Here is a 15,005-nt window from a genome sequence, read left to right as displayed (position 1 = left end):
CAACTTATTATTGTATTAAGGGATTTTCCTTAAAAATTGCAGGGCTTGGTCTAAATCTCGGGTGCGGGACATCGGCGGCAGGGAATTTAAAAAGGCCTGTCCGTAGGCGCGATTCACAATTCGATTATCACAGAGAATAAGTACGCCGCAGTCCTTTTCGTCACGGATCAAACGTCCAACCCCTTGTTTGAGTGCAATAATCGCCTGAGGTAATGACACTTGAGTGAATGGATCGCCGCCCTGACGGCTAATATTGTCGGCGCGAGCACGGTAAAGCGGCTCATCGGGCGAGACAAAGGGCAACTTATCGATAATCACGCAGCTTAATAACTTACCGCGAACGTCCACCCCTTCCCAAAAACTGCTTGTCCCCAGTAATACCGCATTTCCCAGTTGGCGAAACTTGGTCAGCAGGCTCTGCTTGCCCGCCTGCCCTTGTACCAACAGCGGATATTGAGTGCGAGTGCGTAATGCCAGCGCGGTTTGCTCGAGCATTTTATGGCTGGTAAACAGAATAAAGGTTCGCCCCTGCGCCGCCTCAATCGCTTTGACACACACATCGACTAACTGCTTAAGTGCTTGCTGCTGATTCGCCACATTCCCCAGTTGTCTCGGCACACAAAATAAGGCCTGACGCGGATAATCAAAGGGACTGTCTAAAATATGTGCCTTGGCATCGCTTATCCCAAGCTCCTGCGCAAAATGGTCTAGGCTGCGGTTCACTTGCAAGGTAGCCGAAGTAAATATCCAGCTAGTATTGGCCACAAATAGCTGCTGACACTCGCGGGCAATATTGATGGGCGACATCCGTAGCATGACAAAGCGGCTACCAAACTCAACGCTGTACGCCGCCTGCGGGTTATCACAATTAAAAAATTGATTCAGTTTATGGTTTAACTCAGCCAGCTTTACCGCAATATCATCCATTAATTCACTGCGCCCCACATGCACAAGTAACAGCTTTTGCAGTGCGGTTAATTCAGCCAATAAATCCCAAGAGGCTAAGGCGATGGATTTATTGCCAAGTTGCACCCGCCAGTCCGACTCGCCGCTCGAAAATAATGCATTATGCCAATCACTTAACTTGGTTAAACAACGCTGACAGAATTGAGCAATCTGGCCCGTATCGCTGAGCTCAGTTTGATAAATTTGCAATAACTTTTGCAGATAGTCATCGATAGTGCGACTCGAGGATTGTTGCCCAAAGTAACTGACGCAGATGTCTGGCAACAAATGCGCCTCATCGAAGATCACGACATCGGGATCGGGTAATAGCTCGGCAAAACCCGTATCCTTTAACACGCTGTCGGCAAAGAATAAGTGATGATTCACCACGATGATTTTGGCGTCCATGGCGCGGCTGCGGGCCTTGCGGGTAAAACAGGCATCATAAAATTCGCAGCGCTGCCCAAGACAGGTCTCTTTGGTACTGACCACTAAGGGAAGCGTGGGAGAGTTTTCGGCAACAGAAGTTAAGCCACCGATATCACCATCCTTACTCATGCCCGCCCATTGGTTGATTTTCAGTAAATCATCCAATAATCGCGCCTCAATATGGCTGGCCTCCTGCATCTGCTTATCGAGCCGATGCTGACATAAATAATTATTGCGACCTTTCAATAGCGCGAGCTTGGGCGCTATCCCAAGCATAGATGTCAACGCTGGTAAATCCTTTAAAAACAATTGCTCCTGCAGGTTTTTACTCCCCGTGCTCACAATCACTTGCTTGCCACTTAAGATGGCCGGAATTAAATATGCGAAGGTTTTACCGACTCCTGTGCCCGCTTCGATCAGTGCATTGCCCTTGCTGGCAATCGCTTCACTGATGATTTGCGCCATTTCAACCTGACTCTGACGCGCACTAAACCCTTGAATATGCTTGGCAAGCACCCCATCGCTGGCAAAAGCGCGCAGCACTTCACTCGCCAATCGGCTCATCGGACGTTGAGCATCGCTCGACTGCTGATTGGATTGCTGAAGTTTGGCTTGCCGCATAGCTGGGCGTCGGGTGTGATTCAAGGGCGAGCAAGGTCCTTTAATAGGGTTAAATAATACGGTTAAGAGATGGCTAAATCTGGGTAAATTTGTCAGCAAGCGTTATAGAGCCTGATTCCGTCGCCGCAGTGTAATTAAGCCCGCCTAATAATACCAATAGTTTCAGTCCTGCGCCGAATTCAACACGAACATAGTTATATGCGAGAATATTGCGAAATTTGGCGACCAGTCGACAATACACTTTAAAAGATTGGCGCTCATCAGCCACGGATGAACGTTTAACGCGACAGGATAATTCAATGAAATACCCTTCTGGTTTTTTACTATTGTTGGCTTTTAGCCACGCGTCATGGGCAGGTTGTGATGAAGTTACTTCGCAATGCCTCGTTATTGATGGGCAGGAAGAGCGTTCTGAATCCTGTGAAATCGCGATTTGCGCCAATATGAACGAATATATAGTTGATGTTTCGCTCGAAAATGGCGGTACCATTTTTATGAGGCAGGATAATCAATCGCAGCTAATTCATGTTAATGGCAAGCAAGGTATGTTTATTAGGCAGTCCCCCGAAAAGCGCGACCAAACCTGTTATGCTATGGCAGATAAAAGCCTAACTTACTGCTTGCCAGATGCCGTGCTCTAATGAATATTGATAACCTTACACTTTAGACAGCAAAACAGACTGCAGATCACTCACTATGAAGGTAAGCGTGGAGCATAGAGGTTAACCATGCAAACGACATTATCTTTGTCACAATATGTGAAAAAGCGAAATGGTGTGCCACTGGGTGCCAATCACTCGATGAGGAATATGCTATCCCGGTCCCTTGGCGCTAAGTCATTCCCCATTTTTTGGCATTATTGGAATCCGATTTGGGGATATTATTTATCTCGTAATGTCATGCGCCCTCTCAGTCAGTTTATGCCAATGTGGCTTGCCGTCTTGCTCACCTTTTTAGTCAGTGGTGCGCTGCATGATCTCGCCGTTGCTCTGGTTAAATGGCGAGCCATGTTCTTTTTTACACCTTGGTTTGGCATCATGGGAGTTATCGTAATTGCCTCAAATAAATATGGTCTGTCCTACGGTGCATTGCCTTGGATTATGCGGGCCTTGATTAATTTACTGTTTATTTTCTCATCGTTTGCGTCAACCGAGTTCATACTGAGTCTGTAGAGGCCTTAAGCCTAATTCTGTCGGTTTAATTACCTCGCCTTAATTAACTCGCCATAATGATGTAAATGATGCTCGCACAAAAGGATATGTCATGCGATTAACATTAACCTTGGAAACCCTATTATCCCAACTCGGTTCTTTTTCGTGGCACTTGGATGTGTATAAAACCTTAGAGCAACCATTGAACCCCACAATGACGATGTTAATCATTGACGATGAACTTGAAGAGGAGCGCGACCAACAGGATGAGCCTCTCTACCCGCAAATCCAAGGTTATCAATACTTTTTAAGCATTGCGGACTTACAAAGTATCAAGGCTAATTTAGTGCAACAGCTGCCTAATGCCAGCTTACATGACATAATTCATGCAGTCAGTTATTACTATCAAAACGATGCTTATATGAATTTAGAGAGCTAACCGCTTTAATTAAGTTTTATAAGATAAATTAAACCCAATTATTAAAAGATAATAAAGAATCAGCTATGGATAAAAAAGCAAAAAGGATTTTATTCTCCACCTATTGGAAGAATGGTTGGATTGACGTAAAAAATAGAAGTCTCTCCGAGTCCGATTTTAGCTATGCCAAATCGAAAGGATTAATGTTTGATCCTTTAACTATCTCCCACGATGAATGCATCCTTGCCATCACGGCGCTGGTTAAAGACATATCGCAAGCACAAGTAACAAAAGGATTTTTAAGTAGTCTAACCTCTAGGCGATTGGATTGGCGCTCATCCCTTGCATCCTATGCGATCGCCCAAAAAATCCCATCACATCAATATACGCCTGTCATTTCAGGCACTTCCTATACGGATGGCAAACCAACGGCACACTCCTATACCTGTGGCATTTGCCGAGACAGTCAATATGGCATCCGAGGAAGTGAATCCTATATCGAGGCGGATATTAACGTATTCAATTTCGAGCGTATAAAATGGGGCGGCGTGCGCCATGGGGATATTTTGTATACCTATTTTGATTTAAGCCAATTTATTAATGCCGATATTCCAGAGCCGACGTCAGATGATATTGCCAGTTTTAGGGCAATATTAACGATTATCGAAACGTCAGAGCCGAGCGATTATCCCAGCTCACTGGAGAAAAGATTAGCGAGTGTAATTAAATCGAGTAAAGCTGAGCGGCAAATATTAATCGAGATATTAGCCAGTCTGGGAGTCATAAAACCCCGTTGTTTTGATAGACAACGCCGAGGCAAAAATGACTGGGTATTTGCCGAATATTGGCGTGGTGAAGACAAATATTGCCAACAGGCAGTTGATTACCTGTTTGGAGAATATTTAATACGGTAAAAGGGATGTCACGCGCTAATTCAGTATTAGCGCTGTGACTGACACTTAGCCACTATCGCCTGTCTAGAGAATACTGCTAGACAAGATTTACCATACTTACCGCCAGCCGAATTTGTCTAAACGCACAGGCGGCTTTGTGCCATCCTCTAGGAAACCTCAAGTATTCGCCCCTCCTTGCGATAAGCAGATTATCGTCCTGCGACCACCAAGATGAAACATTTTCACAAAACGCATAAATATTCTTATTTAGTTAAAATTAGCTGTTGCAAACGGCACAGAAAGCGGTTAGCTTAAAAAAACGTTCGATGGATAAGTATCCACCAACACCGAATTCAACAGAATACAGAGTATAGAGAGTCATATGAGCCCATTACTGAACGCTATCCACCATCATCACCACCATATGCGGTAGCCTTCGGACGCTCACTGCCGGAGGACTGTATCCTTCTGGCGGACTGATTCAAAGATGATCACTAACCCCTGGAAGGAATTCCGGGGGTTTTTGCTTTTAGGCTTTTTAACTTACAACTTAACTCATGTTTAGTATGTAATTTCAATATGTTAGCTAGATAAACACCGGCAAAACATAGAGACCAGTTAAACCATGCGACAAAAGAATATCATTTTGAATTTGTTAACTTTGAGCGAGACAAGACTATGACTGAATCAAACCGTTTACGCATCGCCATCCAAAAATCTGGCCGTTTATCCACCGACTCTCAGCAATTACTCAAGAGCTGCGGCGTTAAGTTTTCCATTAATGAACAACGCCTTATCGCACACGCAGACAACATGCCCATCGATTTACTCAGAGTGCGTGACGATGATATTCCAGGACTGGTGATGGATGGCGTGGTCGATTTAGGCATTATTGGTGAGAATGTGCTTGAAGAAGAGCAAATCGAGCGCCAAACCTTAAACAAACCCGCCGAGTTTGTGAAGTTGCGCCAACTGGATTTTGGTGCCTGCCGCCTGTCATTAGCCGTACCAAGCGAATTTAGCTATGCCGATGCCTCATCCTTGGAAGGCTTGAGAATTGCCACCTCCTACCCCAACCTGCTGCGCCGTTTTATGCAACAAAAAGGCATAAGTTATCGCGACTGTATGTTGAAAGGCTCGGTTGAAGTCGCGCCGCGTGCAGGACTTGCCGATGGCATTTGTGACTTAGTCTCCACTGGTGCCACCCTTGAGGCCAACGGTTTATACGAGACCGAAGTCATCTACCGCTCCATGGCCTGTGTTATCCAATCGACCCAAACCCAAACGCCGAGCAAACAAGCGCTAATCGACAGAATTTTATCCCGCGTAAACGGCGTGATCCGCGCCCGTGAAAGTAAATATATTTTGCTACACGCACCCACAGAAACCTTAGATCAAATTGTCGCCCTGCTACCCGGTGCCGAAAACCCAACGGTGCTGCCATTAAACGACGATACTAATCGAGTGGCCATCCACGCCGTCAGTACTGAAGATTTATTCTGGGATACCATGGAAGAGCTCACCGCACTCGGCGCCAGCTCTATCCTCGTAATGCCAATTGAAAAAATGATGGGGTGATCTATGGATATTTTGACTTGGGCAGCCTTATCCACCGATGAACAACAAGCCGCGCTCCAACGCTCACCTTTAATCGGTGACAGCGGCTTAGAACAAAGTGTTCGGGCGATTGTCGATGCCGTTGCTAGCCGTGGCGATGCGGCGCTGAAAGAGTTTAATCAAAAGTTTGATGGTTTTAATAGCGCCAATATCGACAGTCTGCGCTTAAGTGAAAGCGAGATTAGCGCCGCCAGCGCACGGGTATCACCCGAACTTAAAGCCGCCATTGCCCAAGCGATGGCCAATATTGATGTGTTCCACAGCGCGCAGCAATTTCGCCCCATAGACATTGAAACCCAAGCGGGTGTTCGCTGCGAGCTTCGTAGCGAACCGATTGAAAAAGTCGGTTTATATATTCCCGGCGGCAGCGCGCCTCTTATTTCGACCGTGATGATGTTGGCCCTGCCCGCCAAAATTGCCGGCTGCGAAAAACGCGTATTGGTGAGTCCACCACCGATTAACGATGCGATTGTGTATGCGGCAAACGCCTGTGGGATCACCGAAATCTATCAAGTGGGCGGCGCACAGGCCATTGCCGCACTAGCTTTTGGTACTGAAACGATTCCCAGCGTCGATAAAATTTTTGGTCCGGGTAATCGTTATGTCACCGAGGCCAAACGCTTGGTCTCCCAAGATGGACGCTGCACTGTGTCTATCGATATGCCTGCGGGGCCTTCCGAGGTGTTGGTGATTGCCGATAGCGATGCCAATGCGCAGTTTATTGCCGCGGATTTACTCTCGCAAGCGGAGCACGGTCCAGATTCGCAGGTCATTTTAGTCACGGACTCGGAGCTATTAGCACAAGCTGTCAATCAAGCACTCGAATCGCAACTGGCCGCCCTGCCGCGCCAAGAGATTGCCGCGACCGCCCTAAAAGGCAGCCGGACCATTTTGGTCAAAGATATGCAAGAAGCGGCGCTCGTGTCGAATCGCTATGGGCCCGAACACTTAATTATTCAAACCCGCTTCCCACGGGATGTGCTAAATCATATTCGCGCCGCAGGCTCAGTGTTTTTAGGCGCCTATACACCTGAATCCGTTGGGGATTACGCCAGTGGGACTAACCATGTGTTGCCGACTTACGGTTACAGCCGCGCGGTATCTAGCCTCTCCTTAGCAGACTTTAGCCGCCGCTTTACGGTGCAAGAGCTCAGTGCTAAGGGCCTGCTCGGACTAGGGCAAGCGGTGATGACTCTTGCCAGCAATGAGTTACTCGATGCCCATAAAAATGCAGTCGCGATACGCTTAGCCAGTCTTAAGGACTGATGAAAATAAGTAACGCACAATCAACAGTACGCTTAATTAACGCCATAGCAAGACTTAGGATGAATAGGATGAGCCAAGTGCCAACTAGCCAAGCACCAACGAGCCCTGCACCGACGAGCAATGTGCCTGTGACAAAGATTCCGAGCGCCAATTGCGCCAACAATACTCTCGATAACAATACTCTGGATACCACAAACATCGAGCCAACAACCCTTGCCGCACGTCTTGCTCGGCCCGAACTGCTCGAGTTAACGCCTTACCAAAGTGCTCGCAGGCTGGGTGGTCGTGGGGATATTTGGATCAACGCTAACGAATCGCCCTTCAATAATGTGGCGGTTGCCGAACTCGATTTATCTAAGTTAAATCGTTACCCCGAGTGCCAACCGCCCGCGTTGATCAATGCCTACAGCCAATATAGTGGTGTAGTGGAGAGTAAAATTGTCGCCAGTCGCGGTGCCGATGAGGCCATCGAACTGCTTATTCGTGCCTTTTGTATCCCTAGCATCGATTCCATTGCGACCTTTGGGCCCACTTACGGCATGTACGCCATTAGCGCGCAAACCTTTAATGTGGGCGTTAAGGCATTAAGCTTAACGGCTGAGTACGGTCTCCCAGCCGACTTTGCGACAGCCGCACGCGACGCTAAGTTAGTGTTTATCTGCAATCCCAATAACCCAACCGGCACTGTGATTGACAAGGCGTGCATAGAGCAAGCCATCCAAGCCCTACCCGATGCCATTGTTGTCGTCGATGAGGCTTATATCGAGTTTTGCCCAGAATATAGCGTTGCGGATTTACTCGAGACTTACCCAAACCTTGTGGTGCTGCGCACCCTTTCAAAGGCCTTTGCCTTAGCAGGCGCGCGCTGCGGCTTTTTGCTCGCCAATGAAGAAATTATCGAAATCATCATGCGGGTCATTGCACCCTATCCCGTGCCACTGCCGGTGAGTGAAGTGGCCGTGCAAGCGCTATCACCTGCCGGGATTGCGCGGATGAAAACCCAAGTCAAAGAGCTCAATGCGCAGGGCGAGCGACTCGCGGCGGCGCTGAATTTGTACTGCGAGCAATGGGGCGGCGCCGTGCTAACACCCAATGGCAACTATGTGCTCGCCGAATTTGACGACGTAACCAAAGTGGCACAGCTACTTATCGATAATGGCATTGTCGCGCGGGCCTATAAGGATCCAAGGCTGGCTAAAGCCATTCGTTTTAGCTTTAGTTCTCAGGCTGACACCGACCGCTTAGTGTCACTCTTTGAATCGCAAAAGCTATGAGCATTTAGCGCAAGTCTTGTCGCAGCATTGGCCTAATAAACTGATTTTATAAAGATAATAAACTGAATTGAAAGGTAGCAGCATGAACCCAGTATTTACCCCAAATGTCGCCCAGAAAATACTCTTTATCGACCGTGATGGCACCTTGATTGAAGAGCCCATCACCGACAAACAAGTCGATAGCCTCGCCAAACTGGTATTCGAGCCCCAAGTGATCCCCGCCTTACTGCGCCTGCAAAAAGCCGGTTTTCGTTTGGTGATGGTTAGCAATCAGGACGGACTCGGTACCCCTTCCTTCCCGCAGGAAGATTTCGATGCGCCGCACAATATGATGATGCAAATCCTTTCTAGCCAAGGGGTTAAATTTGAAGATGTACTCATCTGCCCGCACTTTAACGATGAAAACTGCAGCTGCCGTAAACCTAAACTAGGGCTGGTAAAAGACTTTTTGACCCAAGGCACCATCGATTTTACCCAGTCCGCCGTGATTGGTGACAGACATACAGATGTGGAATTGGGCAATGCCATGGGGATTAAAAGCTTTCAATATCAGCGTGGCAGCCTAGGCTGGGACGCGATTTCCGATGCCTTACTCAACAAGGGCCGCACCGCGACTGTGGTACGCACCACCAAGGAAACCGATATTCGCGTGACTGTCGATCTCGACAATGCCAGCAAAGGTGCCATCAACACCGGCATTGGTTTCTTCGACCATATGCTGGATCAAATCGCCACCCACGGAAACTTCAAAATGGAGGTGAATGTCGATGGCGATCTTGAGATAGACGATCACCACAGCGTTGAAGACACGGCATTAGCGATTGGGGATGCACTGCGCCAAGCACTGGGCGATAAACGCGGTATCGCCCGCTTTGGTTTTAGTTTGCCGATGGATGAGGCCAAGGGCGAATGCTTACTGGATCTCTCCGGCAGGCCTTTTATTAAATTCGCCGCCCAATTTGAACGGGAAAAAGTCGGTGAAATGGCCACCGAAATGGTGCCGCACTTTTTCCGCTCCTTTGCCGATGGCCTACGCTGCACCCTGCATGTGGCCGCCGAAGGAGACAACGATCACCACAAGGTCGAAGCACTATTTAAAGTACTTGGTCGCGCGCTACGTCAGGCTGTCAAAGTTGAAGGCGATGTGTTGCCATCGAGTAAAGGCGTGCTCTAACACCGTGCTAAACCTGAGTTAGGTGTGTAATGACTTGATGCAGGTTGATTAGCAAATAACACAAAGCCTGATGATTTTAACGAGGGGCAGTTCTAAGGATGCGGCGACAAGCCACTACCCCCACTGACCCATCAATAGGAAAACCCAATGTCAGCAAACATAGATGAATTTGATGTTGTCATCATAGACACAGGTTGCGCCAACTTAAGCTCGGTCCGTTTCGCCTTTGAGCGCCTCGGCGCTAAAGTGTTAGTCACCGATGACAAGGCCAGCATTAAAGCCGCCAAACGTGTGGTACTGCCAGGTGTCGGCAGCGCTGGCGCCGCGATGGCTTCGTTAACGGAAAAAGCCTTAGTCGAATTAATCCAAGGGTTAACTCAACCCGTGCTGGGCGTCTGTTTAGGGATGCAAATGCTCACTCTGCTCTCTAAAGAACGCGGCGGCCAAGCGCTGGATTGCCAATGCTTAGGCATTATTCCTACCGAGATTGACGAATTAGACCGTCAAGCACTTAAGGGCGAAAGTTTACCTCTGCCGCACATGGGTTGGAACCAACTGACCTTTAGCAATCCGTCTCAGGTTCACCCGCTGTTTGCCGGTGTTCCGGCCGGCAGTTACGTGTATTTTGTGCACAGCTACCGCGCGCCATTAAGCGACTACACCTTGGCACAATGCCGTTATGGTGAGGACTTTAGCGCCGCCATCGGTAAAGACAACTTTATGGGCGTGCAATTTCACCCCGAGAAGAGCGCCGCCGTGGGTGCACAAATCCTAGGTAACTTTTTAAAAATGCAGTAAATGCAATCGCTTATTAGCTTTTGACTGAGCTAAGTGTTGGGGAGCTAAGTTTGGCTGAGCCAGCTTTTTTCAGCCACAACATTCAGCAATAAAGCGCGGCAGCAAATACGCCAAAAGAATTAAGGACAACAGATGATTATTCCAGCAATTGATTTAATTGATGGCAAGGTAGTTAGGCTCTACCAAGGGGATTATGGGCAGCAGACCACCTTCGATTTAAGCCCTCTGGCCCAGTTGCAATCCTACCAAGACCAAGGGGCAAACTGGCTGCATATAGTAGATTTAACTGGCGCCAAAGAACCCACTAAACGCCAAACGGCTTTGATTGCTAAGCTGACAGCGGGGCTCAGCGCCAATATTCAAGTGGGCGGCGGGATCCGCACTGAAGAGCAAGTCGCCGAGTTATTATCCCTTGGGGTTAAACGCGTGGTGATAGGCTCGCTCGCCGTCAAAGAGCCAGAGCTAGTCAAAGGCTGGTTTAACAAGTTTGGCAGCGAGGCAATTTGCCTCGCACTGGATGTCAATATTAATCAGAACGGCGAGAAAATCGTCGCGGTTTCTGGCTGGCAAAGCGGTGGCGGTAAGAGTCTAGAATCTATCGTCGAGGACTTTAGCCAAGTGGGACTTAAACATGCGCTGGTGACTGACATCAGTCGCGATGGCACCCTCACTGGCGCCAATACTGAACTCTACCGTGAGCTATCCAGCCGCTATCCCAATATCGCTTGGCAAGCCTCGGGCGGCATTGCCATCCTTGAGGATCTTGCCGCCGTCCGAGACAGTGGCGCCGCGGGGATCATTATCGGTAAAGCTTTACTTATCAATCAGTTTAATGTGGCGGAGGCAATCCAATGCTGGCCAAACGAATAGTCCCCTGTTTAGATGTGAAAGATGGCTGCGTGGTCAAGGGCGTACAGTTTCGTAACCATGAAATTGTTGGTGACATAGTACCACTCGCGTCGCGTTACGCCGCAGAGGGCGCCGACGAACTGGTGTTTTACGATATCACCGCCAGTGCCCACGACCGTGTGGTCGATAAGTCTTGGGTTAGCCGAGTGGCTGAGCAAATCGACATCCCCTTCTGCGTCGCTGGCGGCATTAAAACCATCGGCCAAGCCCGTGAGTTATTGGCCTTTGGCGCGGATAAGATTTCGGTCAACTCACCCGCTCTCAGCGATCCGAGTTTAATCTCGCGCCTGCAGGATGAATTTGGCCGTCAATGCATAGTGATCGGCATAGACTCTTTTTATGATGCGGCGAGCGACAGTTATAAAGTAAAGCAATTTACCGGCGACGAAGCCGCCACCAAAGAAACCGCTTGGTACACCCAAGACTGGGTCGAAGAGGTACAAAAACGCGGCTGCGGCGAAATCGTGCTCAATGTGATGAACCAAGATGGCGTGCGCGGTGGCTATGATATCAAACAGTTAAGCCTAGTACGCCAGTTGTGCGACGTGCCCTTAATCGCCTCGGGCGGCGCTGGCACTATGGCGCATTTTCGCGATGTGTTTATCGAGGCTAAGGTGGATGCTGCGCTGGCGGCCAGCGTATTCCATAAGGCCATTATCAATATCGGCGAGTTAAAACAGTATTTAGCGGCCGAAGGCATCGCCATTCGCCAGTAACTCAACATCAGTAGCGATTGATACAAATAATAAGGTATGCAGATATGACAACTGGAACCACTTCAAGCTGTTGCCAAGGCCCAGCAAGTGCAGAACTGGTCAATAGCCTCGACTGGGAAAAACAACAGGGGCTTATCCCTGCGGTTATCCAAAATCACTTATCGGGCAAGGTGTTAATGCTCGGATTTATGGATAAAGCCGCGCTGCAGCACACGCTAGCGACCGGTGATGTGACGTTTTTTAGCCGCTCTAAGCAACGTTTATGGACCAAGGGCGAAACCTCGGGCCATACCCTAAAATTGGTTGCCATCGATAAAGACTGTGATAACGACAGCTTGCTGGTGCAGGTGTTACCCAATGGCCCAACCTGCCATAAAGGCACCGAAAGCTGCTGGCTCGATGGCAATGCCCACCCGTTTTTAAACAATCTGGCCGAGCTTATCGCCTCGCGTAAGGGACAAAACCCTGAGTCGAGCTACACCGCTTCCCTTTTTGCCCGTGGCACTAAGCGCATCGCCCAAAAAGTCGGTGAAGAAGGATTAGAAACCGCCTTGGCTGCAGCGACCCACGATAAAGAGGAGCTGATTAACGAGGCATCGGATCTGGTGTATCACTTGTTAGTCTTGCTTGAAGATCAATCACTAAGCTTAAGTGATATTAACGCCAACTTGCTTGCCCGCCATCAAAAAGCGCAGCAAAAGTAGTCCGCTTTCAAACCTCGAAGCACCACTCTGCCGCATTCCTTTTGGTCTGCGGCAGAGTACTCTTGATTTTGCATTCAGTTACGGCCTATTCACTTGCCGTAACCAACAAAAGTTCAGCCTCCATAATCCACCTTGCTACTCTTAACCTCTGCTAAAAACGGCACGACGTCACACAAATTGTACACTTGGCCCCTGACAAAAAATCAGCAAAATACTGTTGTAATGGTTGACAAGTACACCTTAACTGCCTATCGTAGCCTGCGTCCTCGAACCCGCACGAGGCATTGACGCAACTTATTAACGTTTAAGACAAATTTAAAAACAGGCGAATTGCCTTCGTTATGTGATGTGACCAAGCCATTAGATGTGTTCAAGTCACTCGATGTTATTAAGTGCCGAATTAACCCCAAGCAAAGGCGAGTTTTATGCGTATTACCACAGCTTATTATCCCTATCTGTAGCCGCAATGGCATAGATAGGCACACCCGCCTGACCTTCCATTGTGGCCATATCCCCAACGATCCGCAGATTGCGCCACGATCACAATACAGGTACATCACGTACCCTTTAATTCCCAGTATCACGCGCCACTCTGCACAGCTCCTCAATAAAGCACTCATCTGAGACAGTTGAGCCATTAATAAAGACGTTTGAGCGTAAAGTTATGACACAAAATAAATTTTTCGGCAGTTTGCTACTGATTGCAGGCACCACCATCGGCGCGGGCATGCTCGCACTTCCTATCGCCTCAGCAGGACTCGGTTTTGGTGTATCGAGCCTGATTATGTTGCTCCTCTGGGCGCTGATGGCCTACACCGCCCTGCTGATGGTTGAAATCCACCAATTTGCCCCGAGCGATGCGAGCCTGAACCAATTAGCCCGCACACTTTTGGGCGCTAAGGGCCAAGTGATTGCCAGTGTTGCCCTCATGTTTTTACTCTACGCCCTGTGCGCCGCCTATATCGCGGGTGGCGGCGAGCAAGTCAATCAAAAGCTCAATGCTTGGTTAGGATTAAATCTGCCGCCACAGGCCGGCGCCATCTTATTTACCCTGTTAGTCGGCACCATAGTCGGCTTAGGCACCCATTGTGTCGATTTGATCAATCGCGTGCTCTTTAGTTTGAAAATCATCGCGTTAATCCTAATGCTGGCCCTATTACTGCCACAGGTCGAAGGCACACATTTACTCGAGTTGCCACTAGAGCAAGGGCTTATCGTGTCGGCCATTCCAGTGATTTTTACCTCCTTTGGTTTTCATGGCTCGATTCCATCCGTGGTGCGCTACTTAGGCGTTGAGGTAAAAAGCCTGCGTAAAATCATGCTGCTCGGCTCGGCGTTACCGCTACTGATTTACCTGCTGTGGCAACTGGGCAGTCAAGGCGTACTCAGTCAAAGCCAACTGATGACGAATCAGAGTCTTTCAGGCTTTATCAATCAGTTAGCCAGTGTACTGCACAGCCAATACTTAAGTTCTGCCATCAGTGTGTTTGCCGATCTGGCGCTGGCAACTTCCTTTTTAGGGGTGAGCCTAGGTCTGTTTGACTTTATGGCGGCGAACTTAAGGCAGCAGGATAATGCTGCGGGTCGCAGTATCACCGCCGCCATTACCTTCGTGCCACCTCTGGGTTTTGCCCTCTTTTACCCGCAGGGATTTATAACCGCCCTCGGTTATGCGGCGATCGCCCTCGTGATCCTCGCGATTTTTTTACCCGTGACCATGGTGTGGGTACAAAGACAAACGCGCGATAAGGCAAACCTGCCTCAGGGTTACCGTGTCGCGGGAGGGAAGCTCGGTTTATTGTTAGCTATGCTCTGCGGAGTGGCCGTGATTGGCGCTCAGCTCTTGGGATAAGCTGCGCGGATAAACAATCGCGATAACGCTATTTTACTTTAAGCCGTATAAGTGCCTGTAAAATCAAGATGAATAATGACAGGCACTCAATCTTGCTTCGCGCAAGATTGCCAAGTTCTTTATTAGTCAGCCAGCGGCTTGAGTGTTAAACTGCCGCTAATCCCGCTTGCCGCTGAGCATCGGCAGCCCCAAATCGCCTCACGCTCCCATGGGGAACGGTAATCAGGCGCTGATGATA

14 protein-coding genes are annotated in these 15,005 nt (G+C 48.8%); 13 read left to right on the top strand and 1 reads right to left on the bottom strand.

Annotated elements, in window-relative coordinates; genetic code table 11:
• Positions 1–15 precede the first annotated feature (15 nt).
• Positions 16–1,995, bottom strand: a complete 1,980-nt coding sequence (locus tag K0H59_RS09830; RefSeq protein WP_408733580.1) for an ATP-dependent DNA helicase — start codon at positions 1,993–1,995, stop codon at positions 16–18.
• A gap of 299 nt (positions 1,996–2,294) precedes the next feature.
• Between K0H59_RS09830 and K0H59_RS09825 the strand changes: the two genes are divergently transcribed.
• The 13 genes from K0H59_RS09825 (at position 2,295) to K0H59_RS09765 (ending at position 14,767) form a co-directional block, all read left to right on the top strand.
• On the top strand, positions 2,295–2,636 hold the full coding sequence (locus tag K0H59_RS09825; RefSeq protein WP_220055397.1) for a hypothetical protein: 342 nt from the start codon (positions 2,295–2,297) through the stop codon (positions 2,634–2,636).
• Positions 2,637–2,723: 87 nt separating this feature from the next.
• Positions 2,724–3,167, top strand: coding sequence for an acyltransferase (locus tag K0H59_RS09820; protein WP_220055396.1), 444 nt, complete (start codon positions 2,724–2,726; stop codon positions 3,165–3,167).
• 91 nt (positions 3,168–3,258) lie between these two features.
• Positions 3,259–3,585, top strand: coding sequence for a hypothetical protein (locus tag K0H59_RS09815; RefSeq protein WP_220055395.1), 327 nt, complete (start codon positions 3,259–3,261; stop codon positions 3,583–3,585).
• Positions 3,586–3,650: 65 nt separating this feature from the next.
• Positions 3,651–4,478 (top strand): hypothetical protein, encoded by an 828-nt coding sequence (locus K0H59_RS09810; RefSeq protein WP_220055394.1) that lies wholly within the window; start codon positions 3,651–3,653, stop codon positions 4,476–4,478.
• A 657-nt stretch (positions 4,479–5,135) separates the two neighbouring features.
• On the top strand, positions 5,136–6,035 hold the full coding sequence (hisG, locus tag K0H59_RS09805) for an ATP phosphoribosyltransferase (RefSeq protein ID WP_220055393.1): 900 nt from the start codon (positions 5,136–5,138) through the stop codon (positions 6,033–6,035).
• Between the two features lie 3 nt (positions 6,036–6,038).
• Positions 6,039–7,340, top strand: coding sequence for a histidinol dehydrogenase (hisD, locus tag K0H59_RS09800; protein ID WP_220055392.1), 1,302 nt, complete (start codon positions 6,039–6,041; stop codon positions 7,338–7,340).
• 68 nt (positions 7,341–7,408) lie between these two features.
• Complete coding sequence (gene hisC, locus K0H59_RS09795; protein WP_220055391.1) at positions 7,409–8,614, top strand: histidinol-phosphate transaminase; 1,206 nt, start codon at positions 7,409–7,411, stop codon at positions 8,612–8,614.
• An 82-nt stretch (positions 8,615–8,696) separates the two neighbouring features.
• Positions 8,697–9,788 carry a bifunctional histidinol-phosphatase/imidazoleglycerol-phosphate dehydratase HisB gene (gene hisB, locus K0H59_RS09790; protein WP_220055390.1) on the top strand — a complete coding sequence of 364 codons (1,092 nt, stop codon included), beginning with the start codon at positions 8,697–8,699 and terminating at the stop codon, positions 9,786–9,788.
• Between the two features lie 147 nt (positions 9,789–9,935).
• Positions 9,936–10,586 carry an imidazole glycerol phosphate synthase subunit HisH gene (hisH, locus tag K0H59_RS09785; RefSeq protein WP_220055389.1) on the top strand — a complete coding sequence of 217 codons (651 nt, stop codon included), beginning with the start codon at positions 9,936–9,938 and terminating at the stop codon, positions 10,584–10,586.
• Between the two features lie 132 nt (positions 10,587–10,718).
• Complete coding sequence (hisA, locus tag K0H59_RS09780) at positions 10,719–11,456, top strand: 1-(5-phosphoribosyl)-5-[(5-phosphoribosylamino)methylideneamino]imidazole-4-carboxamide isomerase (protein WP_220055388.1); 738 nt, start codon at positions 10,719–10,721, stop codon at positions 11,454–11,456.
• Positions 11,438–12,211 carry an imidazole glycerol phosphate synthase subunit HisF gene (hisF, locus tag K0H59_RS09775; RefSeq protein ID WP_220055387.1) on the top strand — a complete coding sequence of 258 codons (774 nt, stop codon included), beginning with the start codon at positions 11,438–11,440 and terminating at the stop codon, positions 12,209–12,211. The genes hisA and hisF overlap by 19 nt, the downstream gene beginning before the upstream one ends.
• A 44-nt stretch (positions 12,212–12,255) precedes the next feature.
• Positions 12,256–12,915 carry a bifunctional phosphoribosyl-AMP cyclohydrolase/phosphoribosyl-ATP diphosphatase HisIE gene (gene hisIE, locus K0H59_RS09770; protein WP_023267317.1) on the top strand — a complete coding sequence of 220 codons (660 nt, stop codon included), beginning with the start codon at positions 12,256–12,258 and terminating at the stop codon, positions 12,913–12,915.
• Between the two features lie 664 nt (positions 12,916–13,579).
• A complete protein-coding gene (locus K0H59_RS09765; RefSeq protein ID WP_088211260.1) occupies positions 13,580–14,767 on the top strand; it encodes an aromatic amino acid transport family protein in 1,188 nt (395 codons plus the stop codon).
• The last annotated feature ends 238 nt before the right edge of the window (positions 14,768–15,005 follow it).

The organism is Shewanella sp. FJAT-51649 (assembly GCF_019457435.1).
In the GTDB taxonomy this organism is placed as follows: domain Bacteria; phylum Pseudomonadota; class Gammaproteobacteria; order Enterobacterales; family Shewanellaceae; genus Shewanella; species Shewanella mangrovisoli.
Note: the sequence above shows the minus strand (reverse complement) of the source record. Positions and strands in the feature narration are given on the sequence as shown.